Consider the following 22,942-nt stretch of genomic DNA (forward strand, 5'->3'; position numbering starts at 1 on the left):
ATGAATAATAGAACATTGCCCTCTAAAAAATTATCACTCCACCCCTAATTGCTTTTTCACTTCTTTATACACGCTCATATATGCTTTTAACTCTTTGAAAAGATCATGAATTAATGGTTTTGCATCTTCACTAAGTTCACCATCTTGTACGTATAAACCGTCTAGTACAACTTGTTTTGGAATCGCATTTGCATATACGCCTCGCGCGACAATCCGCATGCTATTAAGCGCGTTTATACCGCCTTTTCCGCCGCCTGCAACCGCCAATAAAGCAACTGGTTTATGGACAAATTCACTGCTACTTAAGAAATCTAATGCATTTTTGAGCGCACCACTCATCGCATTATGATATTCAGGTGTGCAAAGGACAACACCATCAGCTTCTTTCACTATTGTTTTTAATTTAGTTACCGCTTCTAGTTCACGTTGTGATTCTTCACCGTTATATAAAGGCAATTGTTCTGTTGCTAAATCATATAACTCTCCTTCAAATTGTTCTGCAATATATTTTGCAATGACACGTGTTCTACCAAATTTACGTGGTGTTCCGTTAATTACAACTAATTTCATGTTTATTTCTCCCCTTTGTTTTAAGTTCTACCTCTATACTATCAGAAAATTCTACACAAAAAACAGTAAAAAGAGGGAAAAGCTTTGAGAAAATAGTATGAGAAATACAAAAAGAACTCATACTTTCGTATGAGTTCCTGATATATCAATTAATCATTCTTTACAACAGCGTGTCCGCCGAACTGATTTCGAAGTGCTGAAACAACTATAGTCGCTTCTGAACTACTAGTAACTTCAGCTAATTCCGTAATTGATTTATGTACAACATCTTGCGGATGTTTAATAATATGTTCAGCAATACTTCGAAGCTTCAGTGATAAACCATTTAATGAAGCCCGAATCTTTCCTATTCCACTTTTTGTACCAGACATGATGTATCTTCCCCTTCCATAGTAGCTCTATCGTACCTAATTATCGAAAGAAGAAAAATCTTTATTGGATATTGTTATGTATTTTATATGCTTTTGTATATTTTGCAGTGACATCTTTATACCGTAATAATCCTGTTCTTATATTGACTTCTACCTCTTCATCAATATATGTAGTACGGAATGTTATCGTTTCATTTTGCATGCGACTAGGCAAAATTTTAAACTTATATAATACTCCGTAACGTTTTGGAATCGTAACATAGAATTGGTTATTTGAACTTGTAATCTGAAGCGCTTCATTGTTTTCTGTTATGTATTCTCCTACACATTCGGATAGATTTAAACAATTTTGTTCATACGAGCGTATAGCTACTTGCACCTCAACATCTTCCTATACAACACCATTTTTTACAGCATACAAAGCCGCTTGCGTCCGATCATCTACTTCTAATTTAGCAAGTACATTTGAAACATGTGTTTTAACTGTCTGTTCTGTAATATGAAGCTCTGCTGCAATTTCTTTATTACTTCTTCCTTTCGCAATTTCACGCAGTACTTCTTTTTCCCTTTTTGTCAGCATAGAAAAACTATCTTTTTTTTCCTCTTTCACTGCCGGTCGTCCTAACAAAGCAGGCGTTACTTTCGGATGGAAATTTGCATTGCCTTGATGTACAGCAATAATAGAAGCAACAAGTTGATCTGGCTGTACTTCTTTTAGTTGATAACCATCCGCACCAGCTTCCATCGCTGGAAGAACGTAATCTTGCTCTGAAAAACTGCTTAACATAAGGATTTTAATTGTCGCATCATATTGCTTCAATCTTTTTGTCGCTTCAATTCCATCCATTTTCGGCATTGATAAATCCATTAATACTACATCTGGCCTTTCTTTTCGAACAAACGCTAACGCCTCTTCCCCATTCTCTGCTTCTCCTATAATTTCAAATTCCTCTTTCGTTTTTAAGAAGAATACAAGTCCCCTTCGCACAATATGATGATCCTCTACAAGTAATAATTTAATTTTCAATGTGTTTCTCCCTTTCAAACCGGTAATTGAATCTCAATCTTTGTCCCCTGTCCCGGTTTCGTTCTTATTCGAAATGTTCCTTTCATCAATTCAATTCGTTCTTTCATACTTTTTAAACCAAGTGCTGAATCTCTCACTGTTTCTCTAATAAACCCAATGCCGTCATCTTCAATTTGAAAGTTCAACTTATTATTTTCTGTTTTCAAGCTAACAGATACTCTCTCACATGAAGCATGTTTTTTACAATTATGTAAGGCTTCCTGACTCACACGCCACAGTACTTCTTCTATTTCATCACCAATTGAAATAACTCCATCAATTCGAATTGCTACTTGAATACCTAATAGCCTTCCGTAATTCTGTACTGCTTCTGCAAGCCCTTTTTCTAATCCTTCTGGCCGTAATTGCCAAATTAATAATGTCATCTCTTGCAGCGCTTCTTGCGATAATTCCCCTATGTAACGGAGCATCTCTTGTAATTCTTTGTCCTTTGCCATATCAAGAGTACCTCTAGCAGTTAACATAATAGAAAATAGCAATTGTTTCACCGAATCGTGTAAATCACGTGCGAGTCGATTTCTCTCCGCTACAATTACATATTTGCGCTCTTTCTCAACTAGCCTAATTCGTTGTATCGTTGTTCCAATTTGGAATGCAATCGCCTCTAATAACGCTAGTTCTTCTTCTGAAAAATGTGTTTTATGAGGTGAAGCAACATTTAATAAACCGAACTTCTCGCTGCCAGCACGAAGAGGAATCGTCGCATGGTGTGTAATCTCTTCGGTCTCTCCCCAATTATATTCAATAGCATCTTCAATTCGTTTACACTCAATGATATTTGTTGCCTTTTCTAAACGTCCATTTACGAATCGATTCACGCACCAACAATCTCCTTCACACATCGGCTTCTTTTCCCGCCATGTGAGTGCTGGTGGCAAATTCCTATCAACAAGCATACGATGCGTTCCTTTTTCATCAATAAAAAAAATCCAACCTGTTTGTAAATTCATAACTTGCAATAATGTATGTAATACTTTTTCCAACATTTCCTGTAAATCAGTTGCCTCATTTAACAACTCTGCAATTTCTTTTAACGCCTCTAACCGGCGCATTTGCTTTTCATCATAATTCATGTTCATCACCAACTACCATTATAACATTAAGAAATTTCTAAATACTATAAATTAAAAAAGAAGCTGAATGTATCAGCTTCTTTACTCTATATCAATAACTTTTCGATTTGTTGTATTTGTTTACTAATCTTGCAGTTCCGAACGACCAAGAGCCGTCTAAGTATTGTTCCATTCCTTTTATCCCGCATTTTTGTTTCTCTTCACTGCACTTCGGCATGTAAACAAGACTTAAAGTGTCCAATTGCAAACTCATGTCCTTGTTCATTAAAAGAAGCCACTGCTTTTTCATGTACAACGATGTGAAATCCTTTATTATAGGCATCCACTGCTGTATGTAGAACACAAATATCCGTACATACACCAACAAGGTGGACTTCTTGTATTCCTCTTTCTCTTAGTTTCATTTCTAAGTCCGTTCCAGCAAAAGCACTATAACGTGTTTTGTCCATATAGTATACATTCTCATTGTCTTGATATTTTTCATACACCTTTTGTAACTCTCCGTATAAATCTCTTCCTTTTGTTCCCGCTATATTATGTGGTGGAAATAATTGTGTCTCAGGATGATAGGAATCATTCTTTTCATGTTTATCAATGGCAAACACAACATAATCTCCGTTTTCAATATACTGCTTCGTAATCGCTACAAGATGCTGTTCAATATCTTGTCCCGGCTTTCCACACGTTAAAGCACCATCTTCTGCTACAAAATCATATGTATAATCAATATTTATAAGAGCACGTTTCATCACTCATTCTCCTCCCTACTCGTTTCACGCTAAACAATAGAAAACGTGTTTTTACGACGCGATATATTTTATTCGACATTTTCAAACAAATCCCTACGAAACATTTATATTTAAAGTATAGGTATATATATTATCGCTTTCATTTGATTTGGATATATTGATTGCAATACATCGGTAATTTCAAAATCTGGTCCTTCTCTTCTTTCATAATTCGAGTTTGGTAGCCATGTACCATAAATATACCTTCTCGTATTTTGAACTAAATCAGTCGAACCATTTACTTTGAATTCAGCATATTTACCTTCTGGAATTTCAAAATTAACAAACCCATCGTCTAATTCTGCAGCACTCCCCTGTACTTCTTCTCCAATAATGAACGAAAAATTACCATCATCATGAAAATTACATGCGATACCATATGACATATTAGGTGCAATTTTCTCAAGAATCCTCAAATAATATTCATTACTTCCAAAGTCAAAATAAAATTTTGGAATTTCCTCAAAGTATTTTTCATTGTTTAGATTAGTTTTATATTCAAAACCGATAATATCCCTTTTGCTTAATTGTACAATATTAGGTTTATTCATAATCAAGTCTCCCTTCATCTCCTTTTTATAGTCAAAAAAATTCATTTTAGCTTGTAAATGTAAAGCGATTTCTGACTTTCGATATTTAGCAGGAGTCATTCCAAAATAATTTACAAATGCTCGTGTAAATGCCTCTTGTGAGTTATATTGAAAATCAATCGCAATTTCTAATATATTCTTTCTTGTTTCCCTTAATGAAATGGCAGCTTCAGATAGCCTTCTATTTCTTATATATTCTTGTACAGAAAAACCTGTAATCGCTTGAAACAGCCTTTGAAAATGAAACGGAGAAAAACAAGATTGCGAAGAAACTTCAACAACATTAAGTCTGTCCTGTAGATTGCTTTCAATAAATTCAATAGAGTTTTGGATTTTTTCGAAATAATCCATCTTCACTCCCCCCTCTTTTAATCTATTTTATATTTTCATCAAAATATTTTTTGATAATTTGTGCTAATTCTTATTGTAACTTATTCAAATTCTTCTTAATGTGTATTTATAAAAAGATAAATTGAAACTTTAATCAGTGGGGGATTCTCCATCCTCCATTAATTATTTCCCCTCACCAATCGGGCTTTTATGGGCAGTTACTCTCCCACCTAATTTCTTTATTTTCACCGAATTTTGAGGTGGGAGTCTTACTGCCCGCAAATGGTAGAATCGGAATAAAAACCAAAAAGGTACATCACTCTTTATCGTGATGTACCTTTCCCTCTCTAACATAACAGAGTATTACCTTTTTAATGTGCAGGTTTATTTTCAAATTTAGCCTGTACAAAGTTAATAACTTTTCCCGCTGGATCATTATTTTCAAATTGAACTGCAGTTATTGTATGATACCCTGTCTCTAACGTTTTTTGCTTTAATTCTACTGTTGTCTGCGTCATGCTAGTAACATGATGTTTATCTTCAAATATATTATCTACGAATACGAATGTTTCTTTATCATTTTGAAAATCAGCAAGTTCTAATTCAACTTGCTGAATTAGAGTATCCTTCTTTACAAATACAGTTGGTATCTTCCCATCTTCAGAAGTACCATCTGGCGTGATTACTTTTACTTTCCCTTCACCAATTGGCATTGTTCCCTCTGGAAAAGGAGTCACACTCTCATCACTTGCATTTACAACTTGTTCTTCTTTTACTGGCTGAGTTTCTTCTTTTCCATTCGGGACACCACACCCCACTAGTAACAAAGCAGACAATCCAGTGATTATGAATTTCTTCAAAATTCATCCCCCCTGTAAATTTATTCTTTATTTATTATACAGAAATAATTATCTGTTCTAAGTTCAGTTTTTTAAACTTCCGTGAACAAACATTCTGTTCATCATTACTGTACCATACTTTCTTTTTTAACATCATTAATTTTTTCAAGAAATAATTAGAAATTCCTTCTTACTCTCCATTTTAGCCCATTATCACTAAAAAATATTCTCCTCTAGAAAAATTAGAAAAAGACATTGATACATCCAATGTCTTTTTCTAATTTTTTACATAACATCCTACAAAATAAACTTTGTAATATCTTTTACTTCTTTTCGAGCAAGTTTCTTCGGTTTATCTTTTGGATACCCTAGCGAAATTACCATATTAATTTGTTTCTCAGGCTCAATCTGTAAATATTGTCGCAGTTCATTTTGAGCTAATAACACCGGCCCTGTCATCGGGCAGGTCCCAAGACCTCTTGCATATGCTGCTAACATTAAATTTTGCGCAGCTAAACAACTACTCTTAATCCCCTCTTCTTCCCATACTGAATCTGGAACGAAATCAATTGGATCAAATATCTTTTCACGAAACTTTGACTCATATGGTGTAGCTAAACATACGATTAAAACCGGTGCATCAGAAAAAGCAGTTGCATATGGTCCAAACGAACGCGTAAGTAATTTGCCTGCTTTTTCTTCTCCTTTTTCCGTTGCTTTTTCAGCCAATTTATGTAAAGCATCCCATGTCATTTGCTCAATTTCTTTAATTTTATCCCGATTCATAATAACAATAAATTCCCACGTTTGTGAGTTCGTATCGCTTGGAGCATAACGAGCACAATCAATAATTTCCTCTATGTCACCAATAGATACTTCTTGTTCTGTAAACTTCCGAACACTGCGTCGTCCGTGAATTACTTCTTTAAATGCTTCATAATTCATATACATAAAATCCCCTTTTATAACGTTTTCAAAAATTGTCCTATGCTTATAATTATATCACGAAAAAAAGCTGGAGGAATACCAGCTTCATTTTCCTTGCGCATTCAATTTATTACTTTAAAGGTAGCGATGCTTTCTTCATAAGCTTCTTGTAACTTCCTTGTAACAGGTCCCCGTTCACCATTACCAAATGATTCGTCTCCAATTTGAATGACAGGGAGTATTTCAAGGGGTGTTGCTGTAAAGAAGCATTCATCTGCCTCGTATACTTCTTGTAATGAAAACCCTCGCTCTTCTACTTCAATATGTAGAGCTGTTGCTAATGAAATGACATGATGACGAGTAATTCCATGTAAAATAAGTTGATCCGCTGGGTGCGTAATCACTTTATTATTTTTTATAATAAAGAAATTCGAATGGCATCCTTCTGTTACAATTCCATCTCGAACTAATATCGCTTCTTGATACCCTTCTTCATTAATTTTATTCTTAATCATAATATTAGGAAGAAGATTTAAAGATTTGATATGGCAAAACTTCCAGCGAATATCCTCTTCCACTGTTACTTTTATTCCCTTTTCCATTAAAGATAGCGGTCTCGGGAATGAAACAATGTTTGCAAAACAAGTTGGCTCTAGATTTGATTCATATACATGATTTCGTGGCTGCATGCCTCTTGAAATTTGAATATACACATTCCCATCCTCTTGAAATTGATTTTTCTCAATTAATTGCTGAAGTTGTTCAATTAATTCTTCTTTTGTAAAAGGTGGAACAAGATGAATTTCCTTCATAGATTTAAAGAATCTTTCTAAGTGTAAATCTAGTAGGTGAGGTTTCCCATTATATAAACGAAACACTTCATATATACCATCACCAAATTGTAAACCTCGCTCTTCTAATGCAACCATTGGCTGTTCTTCCTTCATATTCACAATTCTTCCATTAAACAAAATCCAATCTTTATGAACACCTGTTGCCATATTACCACTCCTTTCCTAATAATTATTTTCATTTTACAACTTATTTGCACTTAATAGTGATGATTTTTCAGTTATTTAAGAATATAAAAACACATCACAATTTAATAGTGATGTGTTTTTATAGGTTATTTACTTATTTCAGAAAGTATTTTTCAATATCATCCAACATAAGATTTGCCGCTTTAATGCCGCCTGCTGTATTCCAAATAACTTCATCTACTTCGAATACTTTATTATTTTTGGAAGCTTGTAGCTGTTTAAAGAGTGGGTCTTCTGTCCATTCTTTCGCTATCGTATTTCCTTCATTATTTTTATTAGCATCTTTATCAGATGTGAAATAGAATAAGTAGTCTCCATCCATATTTGGAATTTGCTCTTTTGTAACACCTTTTATCGCAAAATCATCCTTATCTTGAAGTGTTGGCCTCTTAAATCCGATATCTTGCAAAACAACACCAGAGAATGAATTCTTTTGATAAATACGAACATCACCTGGAACGAAACGAATGATAGAAACTTTAGATACTATTTTATCTCCTAGTTTCTCTTTTATCGCTTCAATACGTTTCTTATAATCATCCAGCGCTTTTTGACCTTCTTTTTCTTTATTTACGGCTTTTGTGTATAACGTAAAGTTTTCTTTCCAATCCCCGCGTAGTGCTTCAGCATAAACAGTAGGTGCAATCTCTTTTAATTGTTCATATACTTTTTCATGACGCATCTTATTCCCAATAATTAAATCAGGCTTTAATTTCATAATCGCCTCTAAATTAACGTCGCGCTCAGTTCCTACAACTTTTGTATCTTTCAATTCTTTTGCTAAATGCGGATACCATTCTTCACCAGCTCTTGGTTTTGTAGAACCAACCGGTGTAACTCCTACCGCTAAAAGTGCCTCGGCACCTTCATTTGTTAGGACAACGACTCTTTTAGGTATTCCTTTAATCGTTGTTTCCCCCATCGCATGCTTAATTACATACGATTCTTTTCCTTCTGCTGCTGTATTCGTTTCTTTCTTCTCTTCTTTGCCACATCCTGCAATCATAACCGTTAACATTACAATGCAGAGAATAAAGATATTTTTAGTTCGGGTCATATGTCCTCCTAGATGAAATTGATTATCATTAACATTTTAAAGATTAATGTATTGACTAAAAGTTGTCAATATATTTTTAAATTTTTTCTAGAATATGTTCTCTCAACTATTCCAACATGGATACAATTTCATCCTACCGATAAACATGGAAAATGAACAGGCATACAAAAGTAATTGTCACTTCAATCAATGCATAACACATGTTTTGACTTGCCCTTTTCAACACGAATTGCATAGCTATTACAATGATAAGTCCAATTAGCATGTTTATAATTTTAATATATTATTTCCTCACAAAAAGCCCTCCCTCTAAGTTCTTCTGTTTGCAAGACATTCAAGGCAGGGTGTCATTCAATTCTATTGTTAATCTTTTATATTTTAATATTGATCATATTTGATATAAGATGGATCATTATATATCCACTGATTTCCTCCTAGGTTTAGCCAACTGTTTTGGTTTGCGTATACTAAATAGGATTCTGGAGAATTTAACTGACGAATCACTGAAGACGATGTTGATGGACCGCTTCTTAAATTCACATTCGTCCCTCGAATATTCGCCACTCCAATCGGACTTCCATCACTATTTCCGTATTTCACATAATCAATATACGATGGATCATTATATATCCATTGGCCTGCCCCTAAATCTAGCCAACCGTTACTTTCCTGATAAACTACATACGATTCTGGAGAATTTAACTGACGAATCACTGAGGATGATGTTGATGGGCCGCTTCTTAAATTCACGTTCTTTCCTCGAATATATGCTACACCTTTTGTTTGAGGAGCTGGACTTGGCGGTTCTGGATTTGGTGGGTTTGGATTTGCCGTTAATCCTAAGATTACAGCAATTCCTCTTGCATATGCTTGGCATAAATCTTCTATAAACTGCGGATTTTTCAATAAATTCGCATCAAATGTTGTATCAATAAAAGCTGTTTCTGTTAATAAAGCATCCATAGCTGTTTCCCTTAGTACTGCATAATTGGCCTTTTTTGCACCACGATCACGCAAACCGTATTTCGTTAAAACAGGATTAACTGCCACATGCATCTTTTGTTGCTTGGCTGCTGCAGAACTGCTATCTGATAGTCCATTATAAATATAACTTTCAAAACCTGTTCCACCGCCACTATTAATATGAAATGAGATGAAAAAATCTGCTCCGAAAGAATTAGCAATATTTGCACGTTCTGATAATGAGATAAAGACATCACTATCGCGCGTCATCTTAATATTAATTGCATAATTTGCAAGTAAAATATCTCGAACACGCTTAGCAATTTGAAGTGTTAGATTTTTTTCAACCAAACCGTTTCCAACAGCACCGGAATCGTATCCGCCATGACCTGCATCTATAACTAGCTTCATATACCATTTCCTTTCTATATTTAATAGAGCTTATATTTATGCTCGTCCTATTTTATGTACAACATAAAAATTTGGTTACAAAACAAACAAAAAAACCACCTTATGTAAGGCGATTTCCATCATCTCGATTGAGCCAATTTAAAATAAATATGTACGACTGATAATGAACATGCCGTATACAAAACAAACAAAATAGAATAGCCATTCCACTGCCACTATATATTAAGCCAAACTTCAAAAAAATGTTCAACATTGGTGGAAAGTGGATTGCATTTTGTAATACATACAAAGTAAAAAACAGAATAAAAAATACCGGAATGTATTGCCATTCATACGGTTTACGCTTTTTACGCATCATTTTCCGGATGAAAATTTGGCATAGTTCTGCTCCTATAAAACAACTCCCTATTAGTAAAAAACCAGACGTCATCGTCATACATCCACCTGCCTTATATTCATTTCTTTCCTTAGTTAACTTCTTTCCTTTTAGAAGCGTTTTATGTACATTTCACCGTTCCATATAAAGCCGAGTCCCTCTATAAAAGATTTAGCTTGTTTAGTTAGATCCCCTTGTAACACCTTGATATCTTTCATATCGCTACTCTTCATCATTTCTTCAAATGTAAAATAAGTGTTCGTTCCATATCCGTAACCTTGATAATCAAAATGAATTATTAAATTAGATAATATAGCACGCTCACCTTGAACGGTATAATCAATTACACCAATATATGTATCATCAATTTTTATACAATATTGAACTTCCTTTATATTCAAACCATTAGAAGCAAACATTTCTTCAACAACTTTTTTTGTTTCTGTATTCACTTTTTCAAACGTAATCATATTTTGTCCATCCTTTTATTATTATTGTATCAACTACAATACGTATTTATGAAAAAAACCTTAAGATCGTATGCAATCTTAAGGTTTTCTTATTTATCCCACTATTGGTGGGATAATAATTAGTGGCGGATGCCAGTTTCACTTTATACTAAGCTATACGCACGCTTTGTTTCTTCATGAAACTCATTTGTATCATATTTATGCTCAACATAAATTTGGTGCCATACCATAAATGCAAGTACTGTCCAAATTTTACGGCTATAATCGCCTTTATCTGCACAATGTGCTTCCAGTAAGTTTAATACATACTGTTTGTCGATTAAATGCTCTGTTTTGCTTTCTTTAATAATATTAACAGCCCAGTCATGCATTTCATCTTTTAACCAATGACGAATTGGTACAGGGAATCCAAGCTTTTTACGATCTAACACGTGATCTGGAACGATTCCGCGCACTGCTTCACGTAAAATTGCTTTTGTTGTTCCATTTGCGATTTTTAATTCTGTTGGAATTTTAGACGCAACGTCAAACACTTCTTTATCTAAGAATGGCACACGAAGTTCTAATGAATTTGCCATCGTCATTTTATCAGCTTTTAATAAAATGTCGCCGCGTAGCCATGTGAACATATCGATGTATTGCATTTTGCTTACATCATCATAATCTTTAATTTCATTATACAATGGCTTCGTGATATCCATATAGTTAACACTTTCATTGTAATACTTCATTAACTCAGCTTTTTCTTCTTCACGGAAGATTTTCGCATTACCATAGTAGCGTTCTTCAATTGGTGTACATCCACGTTCCAAGAAGCTTTTCCCTTTAAATCCTTCTTTTAATGCTCCACTTAATGCTTTTAAGACACTTTTTCCTGGAGTAGGAATATAAGAGAACATTTTTAACGAGTTTGGTTCACGATAAATATTATATCCGCCAAATAGCTCGTCCGCACCTTCACCAGAAAGAACTACTGTTACATGCTTACGCGCTTCTTTTGCTACAAAGTACAACGGTACAGCAGCTGGATCAGCTAAAGGATCATCCATATGCCAAATAATTTTTGGGAATTCGTTCATGAATTCTTTCGCTGTAATGAAGACACTATGGTTTGTAACGCCTAACTTTTCTGCCGTTTCTTTTGCTACATCAACTTCACTAAAGCCGCGGCGTTCGAAACCAACAGAGAATGTTAGAAGATTTGGATTCATTTCTCTTGCGATAGACGCAATGATAGATGAATCGATACCACCAGATAAGAATGAACCTACTGGTACATCACTACGCATATGAACTTTTACAGAATCATACAATACATCGCGAATCGCTTGAATGTGCTCCTCTTTTGTCGCACTTGAAGCATTGAAATATGGTTTCCAGTAGCGATGAATTTCCATCTCTTTACCGATTTCTTTTACGAAATAATGACCAGGTTCGATTTTATTAATATCAACAGTTAATGTTTCTGGTTCTGGTCCATATTGATACGTAAAGTAATGTTGCAGAGAAGTTGGATTTACCCCTTTATCTTGCATAACATGCATGATACTTTTCTTTTCAGATGCAAAGAATGTTGTATCACCTTGCTGCGCGATATATAGCGGCTTAATACCGAAGTGGTCACGTGCACCGAAAAGTTTCTTTTCTTCACGATCCCAAATCATAAATGCAAACATACCACGTAGGTAATCTACACATTTCTCTTTCATGTGTGCATACAATGCGATAATAACTTCTGTATCAGATTGCGTTGCAAATGTTGCACCTTTTTCAAGTAGCATTTCACGTAATTCTACATAGTTGTAAATTTCACCATTAAAAATAATTACATATCGATCATTTTCATAAGTTAGCGGCTGATGTCCTGCCTCTAAGTCAATGATACTTAAACGGCGGAAGCCAAATTGTACATGTTCATCACGAAAATATCCCTCGTCATCTGGACCACGGTGGAAAATAATCGTATTCATATTTTCAAATTGATGTTTTTCTGTTTCTGAAAACTCTCTAGGGTTTTCACATAAACATCCTACAAAACCACACATACTTCTTACCCTCTTTCAGTTTTCATTCTGTTTCTATACTACTATATCAACCCTATTTATACTAGCATAATCAACTCGATATGGCGATAAAAACTATAAAAAAATCACTCCATTTCACATTTTACCCAATTTTTTTGTGCAAACATGAAAAATAGGCACTCACATTTGCACACATTTGTCATATGATATTGCAAATTGATTTCTAGGAGGCAAAAACATGAGTGATGAAAAAAAAGAATCTTCGTCTCGTCCACCAATTCGTAGTTACTTAAAACAAATTGATGATTTTTTTGAACAAACGCCATTACGTGATGTAATTGCGGATATGAATCACTTTTTTCAAAAAGGAAACCGCTTATTAACATTCCCTGTCGACCTATATGAAACTGGAGAAGAACTGGTCATAAAAGCAGAACTCCCGGGCGTTCAAAAGGAAAAAATCCAAATAGAAATTCAAAGTGAATACTTAAAAATCTCTGTTACTGAAGAAATCATGGAAGAAACAAAAGATGAAGTTTCACATAATTACTATCGCCGTGAGCGATCCATGTCAGGTGCTTCTCGCATGATTAAGCTTCCATATCTAATTAAGAAAAAAAGTGCAAAAGCTTCCTATCAAAACGGTATTTTAGAAATCCGCGCTCAAAAACTTCCACAACAGCACGATATTTTATCCATAGATTAACCATTATATATATATTTTCCATATCCAAAAAGAAGGATGCCCAGCATCCTTCTTTTATTTCAAGAGTCGCTCCATATCACGTAAAATGTCTTCGTATGGTGTCTTACTAATTCCACTGTATTGCTTCATTACTTTTCCTTCTTGATCAACTAGGAAGAACGATGTTCCATGGATGACTTGACCATTTTCCGGTTTATCTACTAACGTTTGGAAATTATCCTTTGCAAATTTTTTCACATCTTCTAATGAGTACCCTGTTAGCAAATTCCAATTTTTCGTATCATCTGTGAACTTTTGTATAAATGCTTTCAAATTCTCTGGTTTATCCACTTCAGGATCTACACTAAACGAAACGAATTGAACATCTAATTTTTTCTCTTTCGCCATCTTTTGTAGCTTTGCCATATTAGCAGTCATTGGTGGACAAACCGTTTGACAATTGGTAAACATAAAGTCAGCCACCCATACTTTCCCTTTTAAATCTTTTGTTCCAAACTTTTTACCATCTTGATTTATGTATTGAAAAGTTTCTAAATCCCAATTTAATGGTTTACGGAGTTTTGATCCTGAGCCGCATCCTGCAAGTATAAAGAAGCAAAAAACAACTATGAGACCAATCAGCTTTTGATAACGCTTCATTTTCAAACCTCTCTTCTCTTTTCTAAATTTATGTATGACATGTTTATCATAACAAAAGTAAACACTATGAGAAAATTGTTTATCCAATTTGTTCACGAAATCGTACGAATTTAGGTATGTTACTTCCTATTTTCGAGCGAATTACTAGACAACTGTTTCATTGTTTACTAAAATTATCTCCTTCCCGTCTCTTTACACAATAATTTTCAATAAGTCACTCGCTTTGTAAAGATATCCACACTATTTTTTACAATTTTTTAATCGTTAATCAATTTCCCTCACTTTTTTCCTTTACAACATTTCGATACAATACAACTACAAAGATTTTAAATGAGGTGATGTTCATGGCAAAGCGCTATGAAAATATGGATAATGTTAGTACAAAAAAACCACTTCGTTCTTTTTTACGTTGGCGTAAAGAACGAAAACAAAACAAAAAAGATTTTTCTTATCTAGTAGAACAATCACCTGTAAAGAGTAGCCAGTTTTTACGAACGAACACTGAAAAAACAACAATTACATGGATAGGTCACTCAACATTCCTTATACAAACAAACGGGCTCAACATTTTAACAGATCCAGTATGGTCAAAGAAAATAAAGCTTGTACCGAGGCTAACGAATCCCGGCCTTACATTACAGGAATTACCTAAGATTGATATTGTCCTCATTTCACACGGTCATTATGACCATTTGGACTTTTCTACACTTCGTCTATTGAATTCAGATGTTCTATACTTAGTACCTACTGGATTAAAAAAGTTATTTACAAGAAAAAAATTTATGCGAGTAGAAGAATATAACTGGTGGGAATTCACAAAAATTAATGATGTAGCATTTCACTTCGTACCGGCGCAGCACTGGACAAGAAGATCATTGTTTGATATGAATACTTCCCACTGGGGTGGATGGGTTATCGATAATAGCACAACAGATGAAACAATTTACTTTTGTGGTGATAGTGGCTATTTCCAAGGGTTTAAAGAAATTGGCAACCGATTTTCTATTGATATCGCCTTAATGCCTATTGGTGCATATGAACCAGAATGGTTTATGAAAGTATCACATGTTTCCCCCGAGGAAGCAGTGCAAGCCTTTTTAGATGTAAAAGCAACGCATTTCATTCCAATGCATTACGGTACATTTGCACTTGCTGATGAGACACCTAGAGAAGCTATTACCCGACTTCGTAACAACTGGAATTTACGTATGTTACCTTGGGAACAACTTCACGTATTATTTCTTGGTCAAACGTATTTTCCAGAAAAAATGCCCTCTGAGGAAAAAGAATCCATAAAGGAACACGCAAAATTATAAATCCCTTTCCCCTTTTATGCATATTATAAACTAAGGCTTTAATGAACTGCTGATTTTCTGTTCATATAAGAACCGATAAAAGGAGAAAGGAATATTAAATGAGGGAGTATTTACAACGACGCTTTATGATTTCAATAAGCGCCATCATCACGATTATCATCGTCTATTACAATCAGTTATAACATCTTAATTAATAGAACTTCTTCCCCACTCCTAAATAGTCTCATTCATTTAAAATGTTGCTGTAGATGAAAAGATAAAAAGAGCTACCCTCAAGTAGCTCTTTTTCTATTCAGCAAAATATGAAAATCCGATTGCCCCTACACCAGTGTGTGTGCTAATTATAGGCGTTGTGTAAAAAATTTCCGTTTGTGTAAATCCACTAATTTTTTCAACTGCTTCTTTCATTTTTTGTGCTAACGGTAATGCTTTCGCATGTGGTACAGCTACCGCCTTTACTGTTTTACCAGCTATATCTTCCTCAAACATTTTTATCAATGTTTTCACAATTTGACCTTTGCTGCGTACCTTCGCAACAGGATTATATACACCATCATCAATACTTGCAATTGGCTTAATGTTTAATAAAGATCCGATCATAGCTGTTCCTTTTCCAATCCGACCGCCTTTTACAAGGTTTTCTAACGTATCAACAACTACAAATAGACGAGTATTTTTACGAACTTCTTCAACACGCTTTAAAATATCCTCCAAAGAACGTTCTTCCTTCGTCATTTTTGCTGCTTCAATTACTTGATACGATAAAGCATGCGTAATAAACAATGAGTCTACCACTGTAACTTTCGTATCTGTCATCGTTGCTGCAGTATTAGCTGTTGCAACTGACCCACTTAAACCATGCGTTAAGTGAATGGAAAGAACTTGGCTACCGTCCTCCCCTAAACGATCATACATTTCAACAAACGATCCGACTGCTGGCTGTGATGTTTTTGGTAATTCTTCTGATTTTTGCATTTCTTCAATAAATTCATCCGGCTGTAAATCTACACGATCTAAGTATGTTTTTCCATTTACAGAAATCGACAATGGAATAACATGAATATCATATTTTTGAATCACATCTTGTGATAAATCCACCGTTGAGTCTGTAACAATTTTAATTTTTTGCATATTTTACTTCTTCCCTTTCCAATACGCTCTCCTTGTTATTATACTAGTATTCACAATGCTTTCAACAGTTTGAAGTGATTTTCGACAAATTTCTTTGACTTTTATGTCTAAAAAGAAAATGACAGAGCTTATTTGCTCTGTCTCTATTTTAGACTATGCATTTTTTTCAAGCGAGTTTGTTTGATATACATTTGAATAATCATTCCACTTTAAGCAACTTTGTAAATATTCGCGAAAAGAGTATGAGAATCTCGGTTGTTTTTGTTTTTGAATTTTAGCAATAAATAGTTGAAGACGTGACTGAATTAGAAATGCTAATGGGTGTTGTGCTTGTAGGACAGGGATTTCAAATATTTTGATACAATTCCCTGTTGAATGAGTGAAATAAAAACTTTTCATAATCACGATATCAATCCTCTTTTTTATTGGATTTATAACTTCAGTATAAACTTACACTAGTGAAAAGTTTGTCTAAATTTCGGAGATTCTATAATTTTTTTCTTCTTTATATTGTATACAGTTATAAGTATAGTATAACAAATAAATAAAAAAAGTGCCTTTATAATGAGGCACTTTTTGATTCTGTATTCATTTCTCTTTTTATTTTCCTCTTATACACAAACTTTGATGCTGTAATACTTAATTCATAAATTACAAGAAGTGGTATCGCTACTGAAAAATCAGAAATAAAGTCTGGCGGTGTAATACAAACAGCAATTACAATTAAAATAAAATACGCATATCTTCTCACCTTTTGTAGTGCTATTGGATTAAGAACACCTATACTAGTTAAAAACATCGTAACGACAGGAAGTTCAAATATCACAGCAAATGGTACTGTCATATTCATCACAAACGAAAAATACTTATCCGTCGTAAACATTGTCTGAAACATATCATCACCAAGACTCATTAAAAATTGCAAAATAAATGGTAAAATCAGAAAATAGCCGAAGCAAAGTCCTCCAATAAATAATAGAAATAATGCCGGGATATACAGAATTGTCATTTTACGCTCATGTTTATGTAGAGCTGGTTTTACAAATAACCAAATTTGTAAAGCTGCAACTGGTATTGTACATACAATTGAAAAGACAGCTGCAATCACAAAATAAATCCATAAAATATCACTTGGACCTAAAACAGTTAATTTCATATTTAAATCTTTTACGATAAAATTATATATTTCTTTCGTAAATGAAAAGCCAATGACAATAAAAATCAGAAACGTCAGCGCTGTTATAATGAGTCGCTTTCTTAACTCTCCAAGATGCTCTATGACACTCATCTCTTGATTGTCCACTCTTATCACCACATTCCCCACTCGCTATATACCATAGAAACAAAATAACCTAGTGAAATTTATTTCTTTTCTTCCGTATCATCATGCAAACCCTTTGCAGACTTTTTAAACTCTTTTAATGTTTCCCCAAAAGCTCGTCCAATTTCAGGTAACTTTTTTGGACCGAAAATAATTAAAGCGAGTACTAAAATTAATATCAAACCCGGAACCCCAATATTTGGCATATGACTTCCCCCTTAATCTCACTTAATTTTATTTTGTCAAAAAATTTTGTAAACGTCAATGCATCTATTAGCTTTTGTCAAAAAAATTCGAAAATATAATCACTTAAACAATTTTCATTTTCTATTTCTTATGTATATGATATGGTAAAGGAAATTACACCTTACTTCATCAAACATGAAAGGAATCAAATTATGACTCAAAAAATAACACGAATGACGCAATTCGTAAAAGAGGAAATTGCCAATGCGATTACCCATGGCATCGGTGCCATTTTAAGCATTCCTGCATTAATAATACTAATTATGCATGCATCAAAGCATGGTACTGTATCTGCTATTGTTGGATTTACAGTTTACGGCGTGAGCATGTTTCTACTATATTTGTTTTCTACGCTATTACATAGCATCCACCACCCGAAAGTAGAAAAATTATTTACGATTTTAGATCACTCGGCCATCTATCTCTTAATTGCCGGCACGTATACACCATTCTTACTAATTACTCTAAGAGGGCCACTCGGCTGGACATTACTTGCAATTATTTGGACACTGGCCATCGGTGGAATTATTTTCAAAATTTTCTTTGTACGCCGTTTTATTAAAATGTCAACACTGTGCTATATCATTATGGGCTGGCTCATTATCGTCGCTATTAAACCACTTTATGAAAATTTAACCGGGCATGGATTTTCACTATTGTTAACCGGTGGGATCCTATATTCAGTAGGGGCTATATTTTTCCTTTGGGAAAAGCTGCCCTTCAACCATGCAATTTGGCACCTTTTTGTATTAGGTGGTAGTGCAATGATGTTCTTCTGCGTCTTGTTTTATGTATTGCCTGTTGCATAAAAAAGTCTCAGCTTTTCAAGCTGAGACTTTTTTTATTACTTATGTAATTGAGCCGCAATAATATCTTTCGTATGCTGCGTTAATTCTTTTATATCCATACTTGCATATTGCTCAGGTGTAATTGGTTTAGAAATGGTTACTGTTGCATGAGCAGGCTTCATGCGATTTCCATTCGCCTCAAACATCTTATATGTTCCGTCTACAGTTACTGGTAAAATAGCTACTCCGGCTTTTACAGCAAGATGAAAACTTCCTGCTTTAAACTCCCCCATTTCGCCCGCCTTACTGCGCGTTCCTTCTGGGAAAATTACGATAGAATGTCCATTCTTTAAAAGTTCAATTCCATCTTTAATAGCTTGGAGCGACTGACGACGATTACTACGATCCATAAACACACAATTCATCAATTCCATCCAAGTTGGTACAATCGGAAATTTTTTAATTTCTGCTTTTGAAACAAACCCAATCGGTTTATTCAAGTACCCAAGTAAAACTGGAATATCCATATCACTTTGATGATTACTTACAACAAGGACCGGTTTATCTTTCGGCACATTTTCAATTCCATTTACTTGTACAGTCGACCCAGCTACACGAACCATTTTCTTACCAAACCAGTTTGTTGTTTTATACACGAGGCGATCTTTCTCTTGTGGCGACATTGTCTGTGCTTTTCGTTTTATACGCCATAATCTCGGTGTAATACCAATTACAATTACAATTAAATAAAAGATTTTAAAAAACGTTTGAATCATATAGAACCCCCACTTATTCTCATTCCGTCCTTCATTATACTAGACAAACGAAGGAAAAAGAAGAAAAAATGTCCAAACGACAAGCGTTTGGACATTTTTGAGTTTTCTATATTAGAAACGTTTTGCTAATTCGCGAGCATTTGCAATTGCCGCTTCTTTAATTTCTGGTGCTTTTTCAGGGTTTGCATTCATACCTTCAACCGCAAGGTAGTCTACATCAGATATACCCATAAATCCTAATACTGCATTTAAGTGCTTGCGGCCAAAGTCCATTGCTGCGTATGGTCCTTCAGAGTAAACGCCACCTGTAGCTTGAATGTGAAGTGCTTTTTTCCCTTCTAGTAAACCAACTGGTCCGTTTTCAGTATATTTAAAAGTTTTACCTGCGATAGACAAGTTATCTAAGTATGCTTTTACTACTGGTGGATAACTAAAGTTCCACATTGGCGTTACAAACACATAACGATCTGCATTCATAAATGTTTCTAAGTTTGTATTCATTGCTGCAATTTTTTGTTGTTGGCTTTCGCTTAACGTTTCAAAGCCTTCACCTGCTGCAAATTTACCCCAAGCTGTAAATACTTCTGCATCAATTGCTGGTACAGCTGTGTTAAATAGATCAATTGTTACCACTTCATCTTGTGGATGTTCATTTTTATATGCTTCGATGAATGATTCCCCTACTGCCATACCGAAAGATGCTTCTGCTGAATTTGGATTTGCTGTAATAAATAGTACTTTTGTCATTTTTATTCTCTCCCTTAATAATTATCTTTAATTTGAGATTTTTAATAAAAAAGTAAATTACTTACCTTATGTAAGTATAATACAAAAACATTCTTTTTCTGTCAATAAAAAATAGCTACTTTTTTTTCGTAAGTAGATAATTCTCCTATCTCCATTTCATTGAATATTCACATTTCATTATTCAATCTTCACGAAAAAAGCTATCTCCTTTTTTAAGGAGATAGCTTTTTCCTAAGCATTACTTTTGAAAAACATGTTTCACTTTTTCACCAGGTACGTTACTTCCACCCCGGCCTTTTACATCTTCAATCATCATCGTAACAATCATATTCGGTGAATTTACATCAAAAGCAGCGAACCATCCAAGTTCTTTTCCATCTGCTTCCTTCGACTCTTTTAACTCAGCTGTTCCCGTTTTTCCAGCGAGAGTCATACCGTCAATCTTAGCAATTTTCCCTGTACCATCTTCATCATTAATTACTTTTGTTAACGTATTTTTTAATATATCTTGGTTCCCTTTAGAAATCACATTTTCTTTCCAAGGTTTAACTTGTTTATCATCTTTAATAAGATGTGGGGATGGTATATTCCCTTCATTTACAATCGGTGCATACGTTAATGCCAAATGAAGAGGCGTCATTAATACTTGGCCTTGTCCATACCCTGTATCAGCCATTTGAATATCATTTTTAATGCCATCTTTTGCAATTTTTGAAACCGGGAATGGATATTCAATTGGTAACTTTTCATCGAATCCAAATTTCTTTGCTTCACTCATAAATTTATCTTTCCCAATTTTTATTGCTTGTTGTGCAAAGTAAATGTTATCAGAAAACTTCATTGCTTTATCAAAATCAATTGGACTTGCATCTTTTACACGTGTTACATAATAATTTCCCCATGAAGAATCTTTTGTCCATTGTAATCCTTCAATTTTCAATTCCTCTTTTGGATCAATTGTTTTCGTTTCAAGACCAATCGCACCTGTAATTGCTTTAAATACAGAACCTGGTGCCGATGCTTGTGTAAAGCGATTTGTCATTGGCTTTTTCGGATCATTATTCCATGCTTCACGTTGTGTTTTTGATGCACCCCTTACTATTACATTCGGGTTGTACGCAGGGCTACTCACAAGTGCAATTGTTTCACCAGTCTGCGGATTTATCGCTGCACTTGAACCAGCTTCTCCCTTCATTTCGTTAAAGATTTTTTCCTGAACTGTACTATCAATTGTTAACGTAACATTTTCTCCATCTTTTGCTTCAATTTTAGCTAATTCTTTTTTCTCTTTTCCTTGTGCATCCTCCATGAAGACACGGCCACCTTTTTTACCACGTAGCTTCTCTTCAAATACTTGCTCCAAACCAGCTTTTCCAACTGGGTCATCTGCCTGATATCCTTTTTTCTGTAAATCCTTTAAATCTTCTGCATTCACTTTCCCCATATATCCTGTTAAATGAGCAGCAGCCTCTCCCAATGGATATGTACGAACATTGACTTGTCGAGTCGTTACACCGTCTAAAGAAATATAATCATTTTGCGTTGCACCTTCTTGTAAAATCCCAATTGGTACAAATGAATCTGGTTTAATCCATTTTGCCGCAAGCTTTTGATCTATCTCTTCTACAGACATATTCAGCAACTTTCCAATTGTTTCCTTTGTCTGTGGTGCAGCCTCTCCTAGTTTACCTGGAATGATGCCAATTTCATTTGCTCTTCCATTCGTTGCAAGTCCTTTTCCATTACGATCATATATCTCCCCACGCTTCGCTTGAAACGTTTGCATACGTACTTTACTGTCTTTTGTCATGCCTGGAAAAATAAAATCTGGAGTCCAGTCTATTTTCCAAGATTCTTTATCTCCATCTTTCTCTTTCACAAGCTTTGCTTCGTGAGAAAAGGAAATTTTCCCACCAACTGTATCCATACTCACATTAAAAGGAACTGGCCCTTTATCTTCTTTATCCTCTTTTACTTTTCCTGTTTCTATCTTTAGATTTTTAACCTCAATGCCCGCATAAATCTTTTCATACTTCTCTGTAAAATCTTTTTTTGAAATAGATTTTTTTGCATCTTCTGACAATTGATCATACATATCTGCAAATTTTTGCTTATTCCACGCTTTTGCATATGTATCAAATGCTTGTGCTGGCTTTTCTTCTTTACCACATCCTACTAGCATGAGTGTGAAGCAAAGAAAAAGCAATCCCCATAGTTTTTTCAACCGATTCTCCTCCTTTAGTTAAGCAAAGAAATAATAAATATAAATCTGTCTTTTATGGATTTTTCCTAAGCTACTAAAACTTACAACCTCTACCATTATATCATCAAAAAAGTTCATTCATAAAGTTTTATC

The 22,942-nt window shown here is 34.5% G+C and carries 25 protein-coding genes and 1 pseudogene; 3 read left to right on the forward strand and 23 right to left on the reverse strand.

The genetic code is table 11. The annotated features are described in order from the left end of the window. Positions 1 to 33: 33 nt before the first annotated feature. The 15 genes and pseudogenes from MHH71_RS04535 to asnB all read right to left on the reverse strand — a co-directional run bounded on the left by MHH71_RS04535 (position 34) and on the right by asnB (position 12,937). Positions 34 to 570, reverse strand: a complete 537-nt coding sequence (locus MHH71_RS04535) for an NADPH-dependent FMN reductase (protein WP_006094747.1) — start codon at positions 568 to 570, stop codon at positions 34 to 36. Between the two features lie 206 nt (positions 571 to 776). Next, positions 777 to 941 (reverse strand): annotated as a pseudogene (locus MHH71_RS04540) (MurR/RpiR family transcriptional regulator); the annotation flags it as partial. A 61-nt stretch (positions 942 to 1,002) separates the two neighbouring features. Next, on the reverse strand, positions 1,003 to 1,320 hold the full coding sequence (locus tag MHH71_RS04545; protein WP_033798850.1) for a hypothetical protein: 318 nt from the start codon (positions 1,318 to 1,320) through the stop codon (positions 1,003 to 1,005). A 12-nt stretch (positions 1,321 to 1,332) separates the two neighbouring features. Continuing rightward, positions 1,333 to 1,968, reverse strand: a complete 636-nt coding sequence (locus MHH71_RS04550; RefSeq protein WP_003197417.1) for a response regulator — start codon at positions 1,966 to 1,968, stop codon at positions 1,333 to 1,335. Between the two features lie 14 nt (positions 1,969 to 1,982). After that, positions 1,983 to 3,101 (reverse strand): GAF domain-containing sensor histidine kinase, encoded by a 1,119-nt coding sequence (locus MHH71_RS04555; RefSeq protein WP_006094744.1) that lies wholly within the window; start codon positions 3,099 to 3,101, stop codon positions 1,983 to 1,985. Positions 3,102 to 3,301: 200 nt separating this feature from the next. Next, on the reverse strand, positions 3,302 to 3,850 hold the full coding sequence (locus MHH71_RS04560; RefSeq protein ID WP_018766414.1) for a cysteine hydrolase family protein: 549 nt from the start codon (positions 3,848 to 3,850) through the stop codon (positions 3,302 to 3,304). Positions 3,851 to 3,960: 110 nt separating this feature from the next. Next, the gene (locus MHH71_RS04565) at positions 3,961 to 4,830 is read right to left on the reverse strand and encodes an AraC family transcriptional regulator (protein WP_006094743.1); all 870 of its coding nucleotides are present in this window, start codon (positions 4,828 to 4,830) and stop codon (positions 3,961 to 3,963) included. A gap of 350 nt (positions 4,831 to 5,180) precedes the next feature. Next, positions 5,181 to 5,669, reverse strand: coding sequence for a hypothetical protein (locus tag MHH71_RS04570; protein ID WP_033796125.1), 489 nt, complete (start codon positions 5,667 to 5,669; stop codon positions 5,181 to 5,183). A 276-nt stretch (positions 5,670 to 5,945) separates the two neighbouring features. After that, the gene (locus tag MHH71_RS04575) at positions 5,946 to 6,593 is read right to left on the reverse strand and encodes a nitroreductase family protein (RefSeq protein ID WP_033796124.1); all 648 of its coding nucleotides are present in this window, start codon (positions 6,591 to 6,593) and stop codon (positions 5,946 to 5,948) included. 104 nt (positions 6,594 to 6,697) lie between these two features. Continuing rightward, positions 6,698 to 7,576, reverse strand: coding sequence for a D-amino-acid transaminase (gene dat / locus MHH71_RS04580; protein ID WP_003197405.1), 879 nt, complete (start codon positions 7,574 to 7,576; stop codon positions 6,698 to 6,700). Positions 7,577 to 7,709: 133 nt separating this feature from the next. Then, positions 7,710 to 8,672, reverse strand: a complete 963-nt coding sequence (locus MHH71_RS04585) for an ABC transporter substrate-binding protein (RefSeq protein ID WP_033798849.1) — start codon at positions 8,670 to 8,672, stop codon at positions 7,710 to 7,712. Positions 8,673 to 9,050: 378 nt separating this feature from the next. Next, positions 9,051 to 10,046: an N-acetylmuramoyl-L-alanine amidase gene (locus MHH71_RS04590; protein WP_003207118.1), complete on the reverse strand. Its 996-nt coding sequence runs from the start codon at positions 10,044 to 10,046 to the stop codon at positions 9,051 to 9,053. 100 nt (positions 10,047 to 10,146) lie between these two features. Then, the gene (locus MHH71_RS04595; protein ID WP_018766421.1) at positions 10,147 to 10,476 is read right to left on the reverse strand and encodes a hypothetical protein; all 330 of its coding nucleotides are present in this window, start codon (positions 10,474 to 10,476) and stop codon (positions 10,147 to 10,149) included. A gap of 56 nt (positions 10,477 to 10,532) precedes the next feature. Further along, positions 10,533 to 10,892 (reverse strand): GNAT family N-acetyltransferase, encoded by a 360-nt coding sequence (locus MHH71_RS04600; RefSeq protein ID WP_006094741.1) that lies wholly within the window; start codon positions 10,890 to 10,892, stop codon positions 10,533 to 10,535. Between the two features lie 143 nt (positions 10,893 to 11,035). Beyond that, a complete protein-coding gene (asnB, locus tag MHH71_RS04605; RefSeq protein ID WP_003197399.1) occupies positions 11,036 to 12,937 on the reverse strand; it encodes an asparagine synthase (glutamine-hydrolyzing) in 1,902 nt (633 codons plus the stop codon). 217 nt (positions 12,938 to 13,154) lie between these two features. On the opposite strand from asnB, the gene MHH71_RS04610 reads away from it, so the two are divergent. After that, positions 13,155 to 13,622 carry an Hsp20/alpha crystallin family protein gene (locus MHH71_RS04610; protein ID WP_006094740.1) on the forward strand — a complete coding sequence of 156 codons (468 nt, stop codon included), beginning with the start codon at positions 13,155 to 13,157 and terminating at the stop codon, positions 13,620 to 13,622. A 54-nt stretch (positions 13,623 to 13,676) separates the two neighbouring features. Here MHH71_RS04610 and MHH71_RS04615 read toward each other — a convergent pair whose 3' ends face one another. Next, positions 13,677 to 14,261 carry an SCO family protein gene (locus MHH71_RS04615; RefSeq protein WP_018766424.1) on the reverse strand — a complete coding sequence of 195 codons (585 nt, stop codon included), beginning with the start codon at positions 14,259 to 14,261 and terminating at the stop codon, positions 13,677 to 13,679. Between the two features lie 344 nt (positions 14,262 to 14,605). On the opposite strand from MHH71_RS04615, the gene MHH71_RS04620 reads away from it, so the two are divergent. Beyond that, on the forward strand, positions 14,606 to 15,577 hold the full coding sequence (locus tag MHH71_RS04620; RefSeq protein ID WP_003197392.1) for an MBL fold metallo-hydrolase: 972 nt from the start codon (positions 14,606 to 14,608) through the stop codon (positions 15,575 to 15,577). Positions 15,578 to 15,865: 288 nt separating this feature from the next. On the opposite strand, the gene MHH71_RS04625 is transcribed toward MHH71_RS04620, so the two are convergent. The 4 genes from MHH71_RS04625 to tatA form a co-directional block, all read right to left on the reverse strand. Then, a complete protein-coding gene (locus MHH71_RS04625) occupies positions 15,866 to 16,708 on the reverse strand; it encodes a DegV family protein (RefSeq protein WP_006094739.1) in 843 nt (280 codons plus the stop codon). Between the two features lie 153 nt (positions 16,709 to 16,861). Beyond that, the gene (locus MHH71_RS04630) at positions 16,862 to 17,113 is read right to left on the reverse strand and encodes a DUF2535 family protein (RefSeq protein WP_000605583.1); all 252 of its coding nucleotides are present in this window, start codon (positions 17,111 to 17,113) and stop codon (positions 16,862 to 16,864) included. A gap of 154 nt (positions 17,114 to 17,267) precedes the next feature. Beyond that, on the reverse strand, positions 17,268 to 17,996 hold the full coding sequence (gene tatC / locus MHH71_RS04635; RefSeq protein ID WP_078211789.1) for a twin-arginine translocase subunit TatC: 729 nt from the start codon (positions 17,994 to 17,996) through the stop codon (positions 17,268 to 17,270). A 74-nt stretch (positions 17,997 to 18,070) separates the two neighbouring features. Beyond that, the gene (tatA, locus tag MHH71_RS04640; protein WP_001132888.1) at positions 18,071 to 18,235 is read right to left on the reverse strand and encodes a twin-arginine translocase TatA/TatE family subunit; all 165 of its coding nucleotides are present in this window, start codon (positions 18,233 to 18,235) and stop codon (positions 18,071 to 18,073) included. Between the two features lie 192 nt (positions 18,236 to 18,427). Here tatA and trhA point away from each other — a divergent pair, with 192 nt between their 5' ends. Further along, complete coding sequence (gene trhA, locus MHH71_RS04645; protein WP_018766426.1) at positions 18,428 to 19,084, forward strand: PAQR family membrane homeostasis protein TrhA; 657 nt, start codon at positions 18,428 to 18,430, stop codon at positions 19,082 to 19,084. Positions 19,085 to 19,119: 35 nt separating this feature from the next. Here the strand turns inward: trhA and MHH71_RS04650 are convergent, their stop codons facing one another. The 3 genes from MHH71_RS04650 to MHH71_RS04660 form a co-directional block, all read right to left on the reverse strand. Further along, the gene (locus MHH71_RS04650; protein WP_003197382.1) at positions 19,120 to 19,839 is read right to left on the reverse strand and encodes a lysophospholipid acyltransferase family protein; all 720 of its coding nucleotides are present in this window, start codon (positions 19,837 to 19,839) and stop codon (positions 19,120 to 19,122) included. A gap of 111 nt (positions 19,840 to 19,950) precedes the next feature. Further along, complete coding sequence (locus MHH71_RS04655; RefSeq protein WP_006094737.1) at positions 19,951 to 20,586, reverse strand: FMN-dependent NADH-azoreductase; 636 nt, start codon at positions 20,584 to 20,586, stop codon at positions 19,951 to 19,953. Positions 20,587 to 20,824: 238 nt separating this feature from the next. Beyond that, on the reverse strand, positions 20,825 to 22,810 hold the full coding sequence (locus MHH71_RS04660) for a penicillin-binding transpeptidase domain-containing protein (protein ID WP_033798847.1): 1,986 nt from the start codon (positions 22,808 to 22,810) through the stop codon (positions 20,825 to 20,827). Between the last annotated feature and the right edge of the window lie 132 nt (positions 22,811 to 22,942).

The organism is Bacillus sp. FSL H8-0534 (assembly GCF_038005885.1).
Lineage (GTDB): Bacteria > Bacillota > Bacilli > Bacillales > Bacillaceae_G > Bacillus_A > Bacillus_A pseudomycoides.